The organism is Seonamhaeicola sp. NFXS20 (assembly GCF_049132085.1).
Lineage (GTDB): Bacteria > Bacteroidota > Bacteroidia > Flavobacteriales > Flavobacteriaceae > Seonamhaeicola.
On the sequence record NZ_JAFMPU010000002.1, the window covers coordinates 231,594 to 247,214 of the forward strand.

General features: G+C 30.1%; 17 protein-coding genes and 1 tRNA gene. 13 read left to right on the plus strand and 5 right to left on the minus strand.

What is annotated here, in order from left to right; translation table 11 throughout:
* Window positions 1-26: 26 nt before the first annotated feature.
* A tRNA-Gly gene (locus J1D01_RS04195) sits at window positions 27-99 on the minus strand.
* A gap of 50 nt (window positions 100-149) precedes the next feature.
* Complete coding sequence (locus J1D01_RS04200) at window positions 150-575, minus strand: GNAT family N-acetyltransferase (RefSeq protein ID WP_372936316.1); 426 nt, start codon at window positions 573-575, stop codon at window positions 150-152.
* Between the two features lie 124 nt (window positions 576-699).
* Between J1D01_RS04200 and J1D01_RS04205 the strand changes: the two genes are divergently transcribed.
* Entirely contained in the window at window positions 700-1,467 is a 768-nt protein-coding gene (locus J1D01_RS04205) for a M48 family metalloprotease (protein ID WP_421149942.1), read from the plus strand.
* A 69-nt stretch (window positions 1,468-1,536) separates the two neighbouring features.
* On the opposite strand, the gene J1D01_RS04210 is transcribed toward J1D01_RS04205, so the two are convergent.
* The gene (locus tag J1D01_RS04210) at window positions 1,537-1,941 is read right to left on the minus strand and encodes an ankyrin repeat domain-containing protein (RefSeq protein ID WP_372936312.1); all 405 of its coding nucleotides are present in this window, start codon (window positions 1,939-1,941) and stop codon (window positions 1,537-1,539) included.
* Window positions 1,942-2,193: 252 nt separating this feature from the next.
* Here J1D01_RS04210 and gpmI point away from each other — a divergent pair, with 252 nt between their 5' ends.
* The 6 genes from gpmI to J1D01_RS04240 all read left to right on the plus strand — a co-directional run bounded on the left by gpmI (window position 2,194) and on the right by J1D01_RS04240 (window position 7,032).
* Entirely contained in the window at window positions 2,194-3,711 is a 1,518-nt protein-coding gene (gene gpmI / locus J1D01_RS04215) for a 2,3-bisphosphoglycerate-independent phosphoglycerate mutase (protein WP_372936310.1), read from the plus strand.
* Between the two features lie 119 nt (window positions 3,712-3,830).
* Window positions 3,831-4,235: a BT0820 family HAD-type phosphatase gene (locus tag J1D01_RS04220; protein ID WP_421149943.1), complete on the plus strand. Its 405-nt coding sequence runs from the start codon at window positions 3,831-3,833 to the stop codon at window positions 4,233-4,235.
* A 45-nt stretch (window positions 4,236-4,280) separates the two neighbouring features.
* Window positions 4,281-5,099, plus strand: coding sequence for a type I methionyl aminopeptidase (gene map, locus J1D01_RS04225; protein WP_372936306.1), 819 nt, complete (start codon window positions 4,281-4,283; stop codon window positions 5,097-5,099).
* A gap of 1 nt (window position 5,100) precedes the next feature.
* Entirely contained in the window at window positions 5,101-5,883 is a 783-nt protein-coding gene (locus tag J1D01_RS04230; protein WP_421149944.1) for a DUF3050 domain-containing protein, read from the plus strand.
* A 6-nt stretch (window positions 5,884-5,889) separates the two neighbouring features.
* Entirely contained in the window at window positions 5,890-6,654 is a 765-nt protein-coding gene (locus J1D01_RS04235; RefSeq protein ID WP_421149945.1) for a class I SAM-dependent methyltransferase, read from the plus strand.
* Between the two features lie 9 nt (window positions 6,655-6,663).
* Window positions 6,664-7,032, plus strand: a complete 369-nt coding sequence (locus J1D01_RS04240; RefSeq protein ID WP_372936302.1) for a DUF423 domain-containing protein — start codon at window positions 6,664-6,666, stop codon at window positions 7,030-7,032.
* A 2-nt stretch (window positions 7,033-7,034) separates the two neighbouring features.
* Here the strand turns inward: J1D01_RS04240 and J1D01_RS04245 are convergent, their stop codons facing one another.
* Window positions 7,035-8,012 (minus strand): FAD:protein FMN transferase, encoded by a 978-nt coding sequence (locus tag J1D01_RS04245; protein ID WP_372936300.1) that lies wholly within the window; start codon window positions 8,010-8,012, stop codon window positions 7,035-7,037.
* Window positions 8,013-8,014: 2 nt separating this feature from the next.
* Window positions 8,015-8,392: a Na(+)-translocating NADH-quinone reductase subunit F gene (locus J1D01_RS04250; protein WP_372936298.1), complete on the minus strand. Its 378-nt coding sequence runs from the start codon at window positions 8,390-8,392 to the stop codon at window positions 8,015-8,017.
* An 89-nt stretch (window positions 8,393-8,481) separates the two neighbouring features.
* Here J1D01_RS04250 and J1D01_RS04255 point away from each other — a divergent pair, with 89 nt between their 5' ends.
* From J1D01_RS04255 to J1D01_RS04280, 6 genes are all read left to right on the plus strand, one after another.
* Window positions 8,482-9,636 (plus strand): hypothetical protein, encoded by a 1,155-nt coding sequence (locus tag J1D01_RS04255; protein WP_421149946.1) that lies wholly within the window; start codon window positions 8,482-8,484, stop codon window positions 9,634-9,636.
* 44 nt (window positions 9,637-9,680) lie between these two features.
* Complete coding sequence (locus J1D01_RS04260; protein ID WP_421149947.1) at window positions 9,681-10,469, plus strand: hypothetical protein; 789 nt, start codon at window positions 9,681-9,683, stop codon at window positions 10,467-10,469.
* A 101-nt stretch (window positions 10,470-10,570) separates the two neighbouring features.
* Window positions 10,571-11,158, plus strand: coding sequence for an RNA polymerase sigma factor (locus J1D01_RS04265; protein ID WP_421149948.1), 588 nt, complete (start codon window positions 10,571-10,573; stop codon window positions 11,156-11,158).
* Between the two features lies 1 nt (window position 11,159).
* A complete protein-coding gene (locus J1D01_RS04270; protein ID WP_421149949.1) occupies window positions 11,160-11,894 on the plus strand; it encodes a tetratricopeptide repeat protein in 735 nt (244 codons plus the stop codon).
* Between the two features lie 22 nt (window positions 11,895-11,916).
* On the plus strand, window positions 11,917-15,105 hold the full coding sequence (locus J1D01_RS04275; protein WP_421149950.1) for a CHAT domain-containing protein: 3,189 nt from the start codon (window positions 11,917-11,919) through the stop codon (window positions 15,103-15,105).
* A gap of 28 nt (window positions 15,106-15,133) precedes the next feature.
* Complete coding sequence (locus J1D01_RS04280; protein WP_421149951.1) at window positions 15,134-15,583, plus strand: Na(+)-translocating NADH-quinone reductase subunit F; 450 nt, start codon at window positions 15,134-15,136, stop codon at window positions 15,581-15,583.
* Window positions 15,584-15,621 lie beyond the last annotated feature (38 nt).

A 15,621-nucleotide genomic window follows, 5' to 3' on the forward strand; every position in this document is an offset into this window, starting at 1 on the left:
CTCATTTAATAAATGAGACTTTTTAGAGCGGGAGACCAGGTTCGAACTGGCGACATTCAGCTTGGAAGGCTGACGCTCTACCAACTGAGCTACTCCCGCCTTTGTGGGTACAAATATAAATAAACTGTTTTATTATATGCAAAAAAAACCTACAACTTTTTTAAAAAATGATACCCTAAAATTTTAAAGCCTTCATTAAAATAAAATTTGTGAGACGCACTATTTGATACATAGGTATTTAGCTCCATAACTTCGTAACCTTTATCTCTTACATAATTGTAAATCCAATCAAAAAATTGCTTACCTAATCCTTGATTTCTGTAATTCTCATCTATATAAACATGATCTGGCTCAACACTTCTTCCTGAATAATGCCTAGTACAAAACCACAAACCACAAACTCCAACCAATTTTTCATTATCATAAATAACTGCGCATTCATAGTTATTAGAAATCATTTCTGAAAAACGTTGTTTTAAAATGGTTTCTGAAATTCTACCTTCATTAAGTTTTGAAACCAATGGTATTACAGAGTATATTTTTTCTTTCTCTAGAATTTTGAAGATATATGCCATTAGATTTTTTTTAAACAAAAATAAGTGACTTTTAATAAAATAAAGTGTCTAAATTAAACTTACAAGTTAAATTTAACACTAAAACTGAGTAAATTTTGTAAGTTTAGTACCTACACATTATAATATGAGAGGAAGAAATCTTAAAATTAGATTAATAATAGGAGCTGCTATTGCTATATTTTTTGTAATAAAAAGATGTAGTCAAAGAGAAGTTAATCCATATACAGGGCGTACCCAAACTATTTCTATGAATGCTAATGAAGAAATTGCTATTGGTTTACAAAGTGCCCCCCAAATGGCAGAACAACATGGTGGTTTATATCCTAATAACGAATATCAAGCATTTGTTGATAATGTTGGCAACAAATTAGTTAATAATAGTATTGCTAAAGAAACACCTTATAAATATGAATTTCATTTACTAGCAGACGCTAACACAATTAACGCTTTTGCGCTTCCTGGAGGACAAATTTTTATAACTTATGCGCTATTTTCTAAATTAGAAAATGAAGATCAATTGGCTGGAGTTTTAGGTCATGAAATAGGTCATGTTTTGGGCAGACATAGTGCAGAGCGTATTGCCGAAAGCGAATACTGGCAGGGTTTAGCTACAGCAGGTTCTGTTGGTGCAGATATGGGGGGCTTAGTTAGTGGTATTGGGCAACAAACTTTACTTACAAATGGTAGAGATGATGAGTTAGAAAGTGATGATTTAGGAGTGCTCCTTATGTTAAAATCTGGTTACAATCCTGAAGAAATGGTTGGAGTTATGGAAATTCTAAAAGCCGCTGCTGGCCCAAATAGAGTACCTGAGTTTCAAAGCACACACCCAGATCCTGATAATAGAATTAAAAAAATAAGAGAAGCTATAAATAAATATAAGAACCAATAAAAAAAGCCTCGGAAACCGAGGCTTTTTTTTGACTAACTAACTCAAAATAATTATATAAAATTATTATAATTACTTTTTCTTTTTCTTCTTTAAACTTTCTTTAATAATAGCAGCAGCTTCATTAGCCCCATGTAATTCGGCATATTTAAGCGCTGTATAATTTCTATTAGAACATCTCAATTTTAAATTTGCCCCTTTTTCAATTAAAAGCTTTAAAATTTCTGTTCTGTTAAATTTTGCTGCATACATTGCTGGGGTCATTCCGTTAGAGCGTTGATTAATATCTGCTCCTCTTTCAATTAGTTTCTTTACCGTATCAAAATCGCCTTTAGCAATAGATACACAAAAAGAATTTACTTTAAAAAAATACTCAACAGAACTATTGTTATCAATAGTTGAAGTGGCAGAATTTGCATTAACCGAAACAACGGTAACACACAAAGCAAGTGCGGTGGTAATGATTGTTTTTTTCATGATGAAAGATTTAAAAGTTTGATTAATATGATTCGTTTCTTGATATACTAAAGAGACGATTATTTTTTGACATTGTTACACCTTTTCTTTTTTATAACACTTTTTTAACGTTCATTTCACAAACTATTAACGAAAACGTTTTCTTTGATAACTTTAATAAAAAGCTAGAAAAATTAAGGTTTTTCAGCGTTTTTTATACACTTAATTAGAGCTAACTTCTGTATCTTTGTATAGTTTTAAAATTTATCAAAAATGAACAAAAAAGTTATCTTAATGATACTTGATGGATGGGGAAACTCTCCTGATCCTAAAGTTTCGGCAATAGACCATGCCAATACACCTTTTATAGATTCTCTTTACACCAAATACCCCTACGCTACTTTAAGAACTGACGGACTTCATGTTGGGCTTCCTGAAGGACAAATGGGAAATAGCGAAGTTGGACACATGAACCTAGGTGCCGGTAGAATTGTGTATCAAGATTTAGTAAAAGTTAATTTAGCCGTAGAAAACAAAACACTAAATAAAGAAAAAGTACTAGTTGATGCTTTTAAATACGCCAAAGAAAACAACAAAGATGTTCATTTTTTAGGGCTGCTAAGTGACGGTGGTGTTCATTCTCATATTAACCATTTATTAGGTTTAGTTGATGCCGCTAATGATTTTGGTATTGAAAACTCATACGTTCATGGATTTACAGACGGTAGAGATGTTGATCCTAAATCTGGAGCTGGTTTTGTAAAAACATTACAAAATCATATTAAAAACACAAACACCCAAATAGCAAGTATTTCAGGGCGTTATTATGCCATGGATAGAGACAAACGTTGGGAACGTATTAAATTGGTCTATGATGCGCTTGTAAATGGCAGTGGCGTAACTTCAACAGATATTATTGGTACTATTGAAAATAACTATGCAAATGATGTAACCGATGAATTTATTAAACCAATAGTAGCTGTAAATGATAATAATGAACCTGTTGCTACTATTAAAGAAGATGATGTGATTATCTTTTTTAATTTTAGAACAGACCGTGGGCGAGAATTAACCGAAGCTTTATCGCAAACTGATTTTCCTGAGCATAATATGAAAAAACTTAAATTATATTATGTTACGCTCACAAATTATAATGACACTTACAAAAACATTAACGTAATTTTCAATAAAGAGAATTTAACAGAAACTTTAGGCGAAGTTTTAGAAAAGAACAACAAGAAACAAATAAGAATTGCTGAAACCGAAAAATACCCACACGTAACATTCTTCTTTTCTGGCGGACGTGAAGAACCTTTTAAAGGCGAAAAACGCATTTTAAGAAACTCTCCAAAAGTTGCTACTTACGATTTAAAACCAGAAATGAGTGCTTACGAATTACGTGATGCATTAGTGCCAGAATTAGAGAAAGGTGATGTAGATTTTGTTTGTTTAAACTTTGCAAATGGTGATATGGTTGGACATACCGGTGTTATGGAAGCTGCCATAAAAGCCTGTGAAGCTGTTGATGAATGTGTTAAAGATGTAGTTACAACTGCCTTAGAAAATGATTATACAACCCTTTTAATAGCAGATCATGGAAATTGTGAAACCATGATTAACCCTGATGGCACACCAAATACCGCTCACACAACCAACCCTGTACCTGTTATTTTAATTGATAAAGAATTAACAGAAATTAAAGATGGTATTTTAGGTGATATGGCACCAACCATTTTAAAACTTATGGGAGTTAAACAGCCAGAAGCTATGACACAACACGCTTTAATATAGTTACAAACTCCTCATTATATAATTAAAAACCTCGCTTATTTGCGGGGTTTTATTTTTACTTTAATATCAAAAAAATCTCTCATAAAAAATATTGTATTTTTGTGTAAACTCAAGTCTAAATGAATTTCAGCAAACACTTAATTATTGCAGTAGATTTTGATGGTACCATTGTAGAAGATGCTTACCCAAGTATTGGTAAACCCAAGTTATTTGCTTTTGAAACTCTAAAAAAACTGCAAGATAAAGGTCATAGACTTATTTTATGGACATATAGACATGGCTCTAAACTTGATGAGGCTGTAAATTTTTGCAAAGAAAATGGCATTCATTTTTATGCTATAAATAGTAGCTTTCCCGAAGAAAACTTTAATAATGATGTAAGCCGAAAAATTCATGCAGACATTTTTATTGATGACAGAAACTTTGGTGGTTTCCCCGGCTGGGGAGAAATTTATCAACAATTAACAAATGCTACGCCTCCTAAATTTCAAAAGAAAAAAGGATTTTTAGGATTGTTTAAATAATCTTTTTTTACATATTTAGAGTATCTTTGCCATTATTTTTGAAGTATGATAGTAATAAAAACTAAAGAAGAAATTGAGTTAATGCGCGAAAGCGCACTAATAGTATCTAAAACATTAGGTGTTTTAGCTAAAGAAATAAAACCCGGTGTTACCACTTTACAATTAGATAAAATTGCCGAAGAACATATAAGAGACCATGGTGCAGAACCCGGTTTTTTAGGGTTATATGATTTTCCTAACACGCTTTGTATGAGTCCTAATGAGCAAGTAGTTCATGGTATTCCCAATGGTACACCCCTAGAAGAAGGTGATATTATTTCTATAGATTGTGGCGCACTAAAAAATGGATTTTATGGAGACCACGCCTATACTTTTGCTGTTGGAAATATAGATTCTGAAACTGAAAAACTATTGAAAGTTACCAAAGAATCACTTTATGTTGGTATTAGAGAATTTAAAGCTAATAACCGAGTTGGTGATGTAGGTTACGCTATTCAACAATACTGTGAAGCTCATGGTTATGGTGTTGTTAGAGAATTAGTTGGTCATGGTTTAGGTAAAAAAATGCATGAAGATCCTGAAATGCCAAACTATGGCAGACGCGGAAAAGGAAAAAAATTTATTGAAGGTATGGTAGTTGCAATTGAACCTATGATTAATTTGGGAACACACCGAATTAAACAACATAGAGATGGTTGGACCATTACTACTTTAGATAATAAACCCAGTGCCCACTTTGAGCATGATGTAGCTTTAGTTGATGGTAAACCAGAACTACTTTCAACCTTTGCCTATATATACGATGCCTTAGGAATTGAAAGTGATGAAGAAGCTGAATTTAGACAAGAAGCTTTAGTATTATAAAATGAACAATATAAAACTATTAGAAAACGAATTACAACCATTACTAACTCAACTCAATAATCATAGACTTTACAATAATTTAAAAACTATAGACGATGTAAAAATCTTTATGGAACACCATGTATTTGCTGTTTGGGATTTTATGTCGTTATTAAAAGCACTTCAAAATAAATTAACTTGTACAACTTTCCCTTGGATTCCCGTTAAAAACCCATCTACTGCACGTTTTATAAACGAAATTGTATTGGGTGAAGAAAGTGATGTAAATGAGAATGGGGAAGCTAAAAGTCATTTTGAAATGTATTTAGATGCTATGAAGCAAGTTGGGGCTAACACTAGTCAAATTAAAAGTTTTGTTAATTTTGTTACAAAGGGCATACCTCTAAAAAAGTCAGCTCAATTAAGTGAACTTAATAATGAAACTTTTAAGTTTACAGAATTTACTTTTAATGTAATTGCTTCAGAAAAAACACACCTAATAGCTTCGGCATTTACTTTTGGTCGAGAAGATGTAATTCCTGATATGTTTTTTCAGATTATAAATCAGTCGGAAACAAATCATAAATCATACAGTAAATTAAAATATTACTTACAACGTCATATTGAATTAGATGGTGACGAACATGGTCCTCTTTCATTAAAAATGATTGAAGAGCTTTGTGGAACCAACCAAAACAAATGGGAGGAAACAAAAAACATAGCTGCACAAGCTATAAAACAACGTATTGCTCTTTGGGATAATATTGCCAATTTAATAGAAGCCAATAAGATTATTGAAGTCTAAACTCTTTTGAAATCACTTTTTAAACTTATACTAAATTTAATTCCGAGACCTATTTTAATTAGGTTAAGTTACCTAGTTAGACCAATTTTAGCGTTCATATTAAAAGGAAAAAAATACACCGACCCCATTGATGGTAAAAGTTTTAAATCCTTTTTACCATACGGTTATGGTAACCAACGCAATAATGTACTATCACCCTCTACCCTTTCATTAGAAAGACACAGATTACTTTGGTTATATTTAAAAAATGAAACCAATTTTTTTACTTCGCCTAAAAAAGTGCTTCATTTTGCACCAGAACAAGCATTTTATAAAAGGTTTAAAAAAATGGAAAATTTAGATTATGTTACTACAGATTTAAATTCGCCTTTAGCCGATGTAAAAGCCGATATTTGTAACCTTCCTTTTGAAAATAATGAGTTCGATATTATTTTATGCAATCATGTTTTAGAGCACATTCCTGATGACACCAAAGCCATGGAAGAATTATTTAGAGTTTTAAAAGTAGGTGGCATGGGTATATTTCAAATACCACAAGATTTATCAAGAACAACTACTTTTGAAGACAACAACATTACAGATAAAAAGGAACGCGCTAAAATATTTGGACAATATGATCATGTTAGGGTGTATGGACGTGATTACTTTGATAAACTAAGAAGCATTGGTTTTAAGGTAAAAGAAGTTGATTACACCTTGCAATTTACTCAACAAGAAATTGAAAAATATTGTTTAGCTAAAGGAGAAATAATTCCAGTTGTTTACAAATAACTTAAAACCATGACTCAAAATATTGTTATTATTACTGGAGCCCTATTTGGTATGCTATCAGTAGTTTTTGGTGCCTTTGGCGCACATGCTTTAAAAAAAACATTATCTAATGAGCAATTAAAAAGTTTTGAAACTGGTGTAAAATACCAAATATATCATGCTTTAGTGTTACTAATGTTAGGGTTTAATTTTGATTATTGCACACAAGCTATGTATTGGTGCTTTACTTTAGGCATCATCTTTTTTTCATTTAGTATTTACGGATTGGTTTTAAGCGATGCTAAAGGAAATAAATTACGTTTTTTAGGTCCTATTACACCTTTAGGTGGTTTACTTTTAATTATTGGATGGGGACAAATTATAATTAATCTTTTATAGAATTATTCCTCTGGAAAACCATTTAAAGCTAAAGTTTCAAAGTCTTTATTTTCATTTTCAAAAATTAAAAACACTTTAAGTTCTGGATGTGATTTTAAAAATGATTTCACCCTATCAATACCCATGGCTTTAAAAGCAGTAGCATAGGCATCAGCCGTCATACAGTCATTAGCAATTACAGACACGCTTAACAAATTGGTTTTACTTGGGTACCCTGTGTTGGTATCAATTATATGAGAGTATCTATTGCCATTTTCATCTATTTTAAATTTTCTATAAGTGCCTGAAGTTGCCATGGCAGCATCTTTTAATTTAATAGCTTTTAAAATAGATTGTTGTCCGTCAAAATGAGGTTTTTCTACACCAAGTGTCCACGGTAATTGTTTTTCAGCATTTTCGCCTTTTACTCTAATTTCTCCACCAATTTCAACTAAGTAATTATTTACATTTTTACTTTCTAGAAACTCTCCTACAACATCAACACCGTAGCCTTTAGCAATGGCGTTAAATTCTAAATAAATATTTGGGTTAGTTTTTTCAATTGAATTTTCATGTCTTTGGGTTTTGTTAAAACCAACAAACTGCATTAAACTATCAATTTTTAAACTATCTACTTTTTTTATGGTGTGGTCTGCTCCAAAACTCCATGCGTTTACAATGTTTCCTATGGTTGGGTCAAAAGCACCATTTGTTTCATTAAAAATCACTTTTGAAGCATCATAAACCCTGATAAAATGAGAATCAATCTCAATACTCTCATTTCGGTTTAATTTTGAAATATCAGAATTTACTTGATAAGTAGATAATGATTTGTTTAATACATAAAACAAACTATCAAACTCTTGTTGAAAATTTATTTCAGAATCATAAATTACAGAATAGGTGGTACCAAATACAGACCCCGTTATTTTGGTGTTTTTAATATTCTGAGCACAAGAAGTAAATAATACCCCTAAACAGATAAATACAATTTTCTTCATAATTAATTTAAGTGTGTGTCTAAAACTTGTATTCCGTTGTACTCTAACAAGTATTCTTCATTTAAATATACGGGTAAACTTTCTCCTTTGGGGTTCCCCAAGCCAACTCCTGCATATAATACTTTAGCTTCATGTTCTCTAGCGTGTTTTTTAAAAGATTCCATCCAAACAACATCATAATTATTTGGGTTATCTGGCAGTAACACAGCTTTTACTATAACAAAATAATACTGGCTATTCTTATCAATACACACAAATTGCGGATGCTTTTTAAGCTTACTATTAACAGCTATAAACTCAAAACCACGTTGCTCTAAATCTTTACCAACATGATTCATTGCCAAATTATGTAACTCTTGTTCTGTAAGTGGTTTACTCATACTGCAAATTTACATTTTTTAAAAAAAGATGATGACATTTTTATACAGTTTCGATGTGTAGGTATAAAACGATATTAAATCTAGTTATTATGAAAACTTTATGCCGCCTCCTAACATTAACATTATTAATTTTTTCTTGTGGAAATAAGCAAAACAAAAATGATTTTACTGATGCTGATTTTGAACCTAATTCTTTTTTTAATAAAGAAATGGTAAATAATTACGAACCTACTAATAAAGTAAATAAACCAACTAATACGCAAAACAAATTAAAAGGATACAAAGTAATGAGCAAACAGTTTGGTATTCCTGTTGGAGTAATGCCAATACCAAAAGACTGGAAAGTAAAACATGAAAATAAAGAAGGGCTTTTATTTGAATCTGATAATGGTGTAAAAGTCTATGCAGAACGTTTTATATCATACTTTTATTCAAATAATCAACAACTTAATTATTTTACTCAACAAAGTGGTAGACCTATAGCACCTGTAAAAAACATAAACAGGGTAGTAAGTGAAGATATTTTACCTCATGCTGAATCTCAAGGATTAAAATTAATAAACCAATATCCCTTACCTAAATTGGCACAATTTGATAAACGCTTTGATAGTTACTTATTTAAAGGCTTACCAGAAAACAAACAGTATGAGTGTATTGCTACAGAATGGGTAGATAAAAACGGGGAGAAATCAATTGGTATTATTCGCTATTTCACAAATCAATATCCAACTACTGGAGGAATGGATTGGGGATACACTTTAAATGCTATGGGTGCACCTGCACAAGAATACGAAACAGCTAAGAAAGCATTCATTAATGCATTGGTTAATTTTCAAATTAATCCGCAATGGGTACAAACCAGTAACAATTACTATTCACAAAAAACAAAACAAAGTAGCGAGCAACACCAACAACGAATGGCTGCCATAAGAGCCCAAAGTCAATATAATAGAAACATTGGAAACACCTATAGTTCTATTAACGACAGTAGTTTTGAAAGCTGGAAACGTAGAAATGCTATGAATGATGCAGGACACTCAAAAACTATAAACAATGGCATTTGGGAACGCACTACAGTTACTAACCCTAATACCTCACAACAATATTACGTACAAGGACAAGACAATCATTATTGGATGAATCAAAATAACGAGTACATAGGTACAAATAATTCATTATACAACCCCAATATTGATAATTCTATGAATAATCAAGAATGGACGCAATATGATGTAGAAAATTAATTATAGAAAACACAGCCTTTGTAAAACATTAAAAAAACATAAAAATGAAAGCATTAAAAATTTACAGTATTCTAGCCTTATTAATACTACTAATATCATGTAGTAATGATGGTGAAAATAACGAAAATAATAATTTAATAGGTTTTTCAACTGCTGATAATTGCCCTGAATTACCCATAGGTCCTACGTCTGCATATTGGGAATATGCCAAAGGAAATGCAATTCCTTTAAATAAAGTACCTGTACTTAAAAACCCTCAGGCAGCCTTTTCTTATGCTCATAGCAACACATCACTCCCCCCATTAACACTAACACCCCCACAAGGTTATACTGCTTTTGATTATACAAACCCTAATACAAACCCGTTTGGGGTAAATGTTATTAGAAATGATGGTGCTGCCGTTTGGAGATATGTTCCTATTTCAACTTATCCTGCTAATTTTTCAGATTCAAATATTTTAGATATTGAAGTTAATAATGTTACCGCAGCTTTTGGCTTTAATAGCAACTATAACATACTTTGTGAAGCTACTCCAAAAGTTTTTAGTGAAAACGGTATTGCTAGAGTTTTTAGAGCCAGAACTATACAATTTAATAACACCATAGCGCTAGTTTGGATTGCCGCCACATACGTTGAGAGCTTAGGAACTGTAAGCGTAGCATCATCTGTGTCTGCTGGACCAGTGAATGAATACGACACCTTAGTTACCGATATATTTTTACCTCTTAGTTTTCAGTTATTAATAAGTGATAGAGAATCTTTGTCTGATAGAGATAATGATGGTGTTCCTGATATTTATGATACCGCTCCAGACAATCCAAACATTCAGTAAATACATTAAATATTGAATTACTCAAAGTTTGAAATTATTTAAAGTAAACTTATTTGTTTCAAAATGAAATAATTGTATATTTCCCATGTATAGTTATTAACATGGGGGATTCTAATAACAAGATTCAATTCACAGAGCATCTTATAGCACAAATTAAAAAAAACAACTCAGCCACATTAAAAGAGTTGTATATATTAAATTATCCTAAAATTGAAAACTTTGTTTTAAAAAATAATGGTAATAAAGCTCAAGCTAAAGATCTGTTTCAAGAGGCCTTTATTGTTTTTTGGAAAAATATAAAAGAGGATAAGTTTACAATTCAAAGTAATTCAAGTTTGCATGCTTATTTATACACCATTTCAAAAAATAAATGGATGGATTATTTACGTTCTAGTAGCTATAAAAAAACTGTAAATGATTCAACAATTATTGAATTTAATACTACTGATGAATATTTAACAGATAATGATGATGACATTTTAAAAGAAAAACGATTAGAAAATATAATGCTTGCGTTTAAAGATTTAGGAGAACCCTGTAAATCATTATTAAAAATGTTTTATTATGAAAAAAAATCTTTAAGCTACATAGCAGAAGTTATAAATGTTAAAGAAAATACCATAAGAAACAAAAAGTATCGCTGTATGAATACATTACGTAACATGGTATTAGCTTCAAAAAAGAATTAAATTGAATAATAGCAAAGACATATCAGAAGAATTAATTGAAACCGTTGAGCGTTACTTAAACAAATCAATGGATAAAACGGATCTACAAGATTTTGAAAAAAAACTTGAAGATTCAAATTTTAGAACTTTAGTAAATGACATTAAAGAAATAATTCTTGGAATAGAAACCTATGAGTTAAAAGAGCAACTCAATGAGTTTCATAAAGAAATTGATGCAAAGCCAAAAACATATATTACATCTAAACTTAGGTTTTTACATTTAAAAAGAATAGCGGTAGCTGCTGTATTAATAATATCCTTAGGTAGTTTATGGTATTTCACTAGTAACACTAATACCAGACTATACAATAAATATTTTACACCAGACCCTGGATTACCAACAACCATGAGCAGCACTTCTAATTTTGATTTTTATGATGCAATGGTAAATTACAAACATGGCGACTATGATGTAGCTATTAGTAAATGGAAAACATTAGCTGAAAAAAAACCTAATAACGATACACTTAATTACTTTTTAGGCGCCGCTTATCTTGCCATAAAAAAAGAAACCCAAGCTATTCCCTTTTTAGAAAAAACAGTACAATCTAAAACAGATTTCTATTTAAAAAATGATGCTTATTACTACTTAGGACTTGCCTATTTAAAAGAAGGTAATATAGAATTAGCCATTAAATACTTAGAATTAAGTAAAAAAGAAGTTAGCACAGAAATTCTTTCTAAGCTAAAAAAATAAAAATTCAATAAAAATGTTAAGATTGCAAAAAATACAGGGATGGGTTTTATTCATTCTATTACTTAGCATACTTAATATTGGTGCTCAAAATTTAGAAACTAACTTAAAAACAATACACACATTAATTGAATTAGATTCTTTACAAAAAGCTGAATCTGCTATAAATTCAAATATTCAACATTTAAAAGAAACAAAAAATTACGAAGCATTATCTCATTACATTTTTATAATAGGGAAAATTGATGTTTTAAGAAAAGACTTTAACAAAGCAAGTTTTAATAGCAATGAATTATTGGTTTTTATTTCACAACACACATCTAATTCAAAAACACTTTATCTAGCAAACCTAGAATATTCAAAACTATGTTTAGATGTTGGTAACCTACCCAGAGCCTATAAATTTGCAGAAAAAGCTAAAGCATTTGCTAAAAAAACTTCAAACCCAAATTATTTACTAGAAAGTGAGTATTATTTAGCCGATTATAGCATGAAATTAGGGCAAATTAATGTTCTAAAAAAACATATTCTTAAAGCAGAAAATATATTAAAAAACAACCCAAATAAAGAATTTAAAATAACCGCTAGAGTATACAATTTACTTGGAGCGCTTATGTTTTTTTCATCTAAACAAGATAGCGCTCTACATTATTTTGACAAAGCCCTAAAATATATTCCAAATTTAGAAGAAAATGCCGAAAATAAATTTTATCTACCTGCGGCCATACAGGGTAATATGGCATTAATAAAGCTTAATCAAGGAAAACCTTCTGAAGCAAAACCCTTAATTCAATCCTCTATAAAACTATCAAAAGGTTTTCTAAGCAACTCAAAAAATCATCCTTTAGAAAACAGAGTAAAACGAAATTTAATTATTGGTTTTAGTACACTTAACGGATTACATTTTGATTTAGGAGATTTTGAAAAAGCCAACCTTATATCAGATCAGGCCTATAATTATACAAAAAAACATTTTCCTGAAAATTCTCAAGAATTCTTTATGGCTGCTTTAACACTAGCTGAAGTGAAAATTCAAAAAAGAGATACTAAAAGTGCCTTACATTTTTTAGAAATAGCTAAAAACAGTTTAGAAAAAATATCTGGAGATAATTTTCAATTAAAAGCATTTTTAAATGGAGAATATGCAAACGTGTACTATATGAATAAGGAATTTGAAAAAGCCTTAGAATACAGAGAATCTAGCAACATTAATTACACAAAATCAAACCCTAACTCTTTAGACCCCAACAAACTATACAACACCATGAATTTGGCAATTTCTTATTCGGAAATAGGAAAAAAAGATAAAGCTATAAAAACAACCAAAGATATTTATAACTATATTTTAAAAACAAAAGGCGAACAAGATTATTTTACCAATGCCTTAATGCTTACCTTTTCTAGAGTATATTTTAACTTAAAAATGTACCAAGAAAGCCTAAATTGGAGTAATAAAAGTATAAAACTTTATAACGAAAATGCTTCAAAACAAAACATAGATAAAATTTATTTTGAAGAAAACAAAGCCGAAATATATAGCTTAAATGCCCAAGCCAAATATTATTTAACCACAATAAAAGACAGCTTATTCTTAAAAAGCCTTTTGCCTATTGTTGATGCTGCTATTGAAGCACTTAAAGAAAGAAAAACAACCATTACCTCTTTTAATGATGTTAGTAATTTAATTGAAGACAACAAAAAAGTGTTCAGTTTTGCAAAAAAAATAAACCTAGAATTATACAACTTAACCCATAATATTTCTTATTTAGAAAACACTATAAACCTACATGAATCAGCCTTATACAACAGAATTAGAGCAAGATTAAACGCTAATCCTAATATTTCTTTTTCAGGAATACCAAAACATATAGCTACTAGAGAAAAAACACTGTTACAAGCTTTAAAAAACAAAGACACTAATGTAGACTCTATTACAACAAACACTTATAAATGGCATACCTTTTTAGATACACTTAAAACGCAATATCCTAAATACTATAAAATGCGCTATGCCATTATTGAAAAGCCAATAAACAAATTATATCATAAAACTCCAGAAAACACTACTGTAATAAGGTATCTATTTATAGATGAAAATTTATATGCTTTTGTACTTTCTTCAAAAGAAAAGAGTCTTATTAAATTAAATTCAGACAACCTCGAAGATTCTATTTTAAAACTATCTAAGAATCAATTTAATATTGAAAATACAAGCACAAAATTATTTAAGTTATACCAAGAACTCTGGCAACCCATTAAAAACAAAATAACTACAGATAAAGTTATAATAATTCCAGATGGCTATCTATTCAATTTAAGTTTTGAAAGTTTAACACCAAATAAAATAAGTACATTTAAAGATTTAGCAACAAATAGTCTTTTAGCAAAACACAATATATCATACAATTACAGCTTATTATTAATTGGCAATAAAAAAGTAATTAATTACGATAAAGATTTTATAGCATTTGCCCCAGAGTTTAATGCAAAAATGAAAAAAGATTACAGCATTACAATTACAGATTCTATTTCTATTGATAAAACCTACTTAAGCTTACTACCACAACCCTTTAGTGTAGATTTAGCCAAAGAATACTCTAAGTATTTTAATGGTAATTATTTTATAAATGAAAATGCCTCTAAACAAGTATTTAAAAATGAAGCTAACGAACATAAAATTATACACATAGGTACACATGCAGAATCTAATAATATTACACCAGAATTGTCTCGACTAATTTTTGCCAAAACCAATAAAAACCAAGACAACTCACTATACACTTACGAAATTTATAACCAAAGCTTAAACTCTAATTTAGCTATTCTAACAGCTTGTGAAACAGGAAAACCAACCTACCAAGCAGGTGAAGGCATGATATCTCTTGCACATGCTTTTAATTATGCAGGTAGCGAAAGTATTTTAACTAGTTTATGGAAAATAGATGAAAAATCTAGTGCAAAAATTGTAGAGCTTTTTTTTGAGAACATAAAAAAAGGAATGTCTAAAGATGTGGCACTTAAAAATGCAAAATTAAGCTATATAGCTAAAGCCAAAGGTAGAATAATTTCTCCTGAGTATTGGGCCGGTTTAGTACTTATTGGAGATACAACTCCTATAGCTTTAAACTCAAGCTCAAACTTGTTATATTGGGTTATTATAATATGTATTGTGTTGTTGATTTTAGTAATTAGTTTACGTACAAAAAGAAAATAAAAATTATTTTTTTGTAACTTAACGTTCTATGGAAACCACACCACGTTTAGAAAAAGCCATTAAAAAGCTTTATATCGCATTTCATAATAACACGCTTAATCCTGAATGTTGTAAGCAATGTGCAGTTGGTAATATTTTAAATAATACAGATAACTGGAAACATTTGTCTGATTTTCATGGGAGTGTTACACTAAATTACGTTGGAAAAGTCCATCAAAACCTAGGAAGAAAATTTAATGGATATACTCCTCTAGAATTATTACAAATTGAAGCTATATTTTTAAAGGCTTGTGGATATGAGTTACCTATTCATTTTAAAAATAAAAAGCCAAAAAACCCAACTGATAAAGATAGATTATTTAAAGGGTTATGTGCTGTAATTGAGTATCTATGCTCTTTAGACGGTGTAAAAAATGTAATGAATTACACCAAACTTTTTGAAAACCTGCATAGTAAAACAAAGTGTAAACTAATATAACAATTAAAAAAATTCATAAAAAAACCAACTCTAATTGA

What these genes read in the sequence shown, in the direction of transcription:
- J1D01_RS04200 (WP_372936316.1), bottom strand. Translation starts at nt 575, where the DNA reads ATGGCATATATCTTCAAAATTCTAGAGAAAGAAAAAATATACTCTGTA.
- J1D01_RS04205 (WP_421149942.1), top strand. Translation starts at nt 700, where the DNA reads ATGAGAGGAAGAAATCTTAAAATTAGATTAATAATAGGAGCTGCTATT.
- J1D01_RS04210 (WP_372936312.1), bottom strand. Translation starts at nt 1,941, where the DNA reads ATGAAAAAAACAATCATTACCACCGCACTTGCTTTGTGTGTTACCGTT.
- gpmI (WP_372936310.1), top strand. Translation starts at nt 2,194, where the DNA reads ATGAACAAAAAAGTTATCTTAATGATACTTGATGGATGGGGAAACTCT.
- J1D01_RS04220 (WP_421149943.1), top strand. Translation starts at nt 3,831, where the DNA reads ATGAATTTCAGCAAACACTTAATTATTGCAGTAGATTTTGATGGTACC.
- map (WP_372936306.1), top strand. Translation starts at nt 4,281, where the DNA reads ATGATAGTAATAAAAACTAAAGAAGAAATTGAGTTAATGCGCGAAAGC.
- J1D01_RS04230 (WP_421149944.1), top strand. Translation starts at nt 5,101, where the DNA reads ATGAACAATATAAAACTATTAGAAAACGAATTACAACCATTACTAACT.
- J1D01_RS04240 (WP_372936302.1), top strand. Translation starts at nt 6,664, where the DNA reads ATGACTCAAAATATTGTTATTATTACTGGAGCCCTATTTGGTATGCTA.
- J1D01_RS04245 (WP_372936300.1), bottom strand. Translation starts at nt 8,012, where the DNA reads ATGAAGAAAATTGTATTTATCTGTTTAGGGGTATTATTTACTTCTTGT.
- J1D01_RS04250 (WP_372936298.1), bottom strand. Translation starts at nt 8,392, where the DNA reads ATGAGTAAACCACTTACAGAACAAGAGTTACATAATTTGGCAATGAAT.
- J1D01_RS04255 (WP_421149946.1), top strand. Translation starts at nt 8,482, where the DNA reads ATGAAAACTTTATGCCGCCTCCTAACATTAACATTATTAATTTTTTCT.
- J1D01_RS04260 (WP_421149947.1), top strand. Translation starts at nt 9,681, where the DNA reads ATGAAAGCATTAAAAATTTACAGTATTCTAGCCTTATTAATACTACTA.
- J1D01_RS04265 (WP_421149948.1), top strand. Translation starts at nt 10,571, where the DNA reads ATGGGGGATTCTAATAACAAGATTCAATTCACAGAGCATCTTATAGCA.
- J1D01_RS04280 (WP_421149951.1), top strand. Translation starts at nt 15,134, where the DNA reads ATGGAAACCACACCACGTTTAGAAAAAGCCATTAAAAAGCTTTATATC.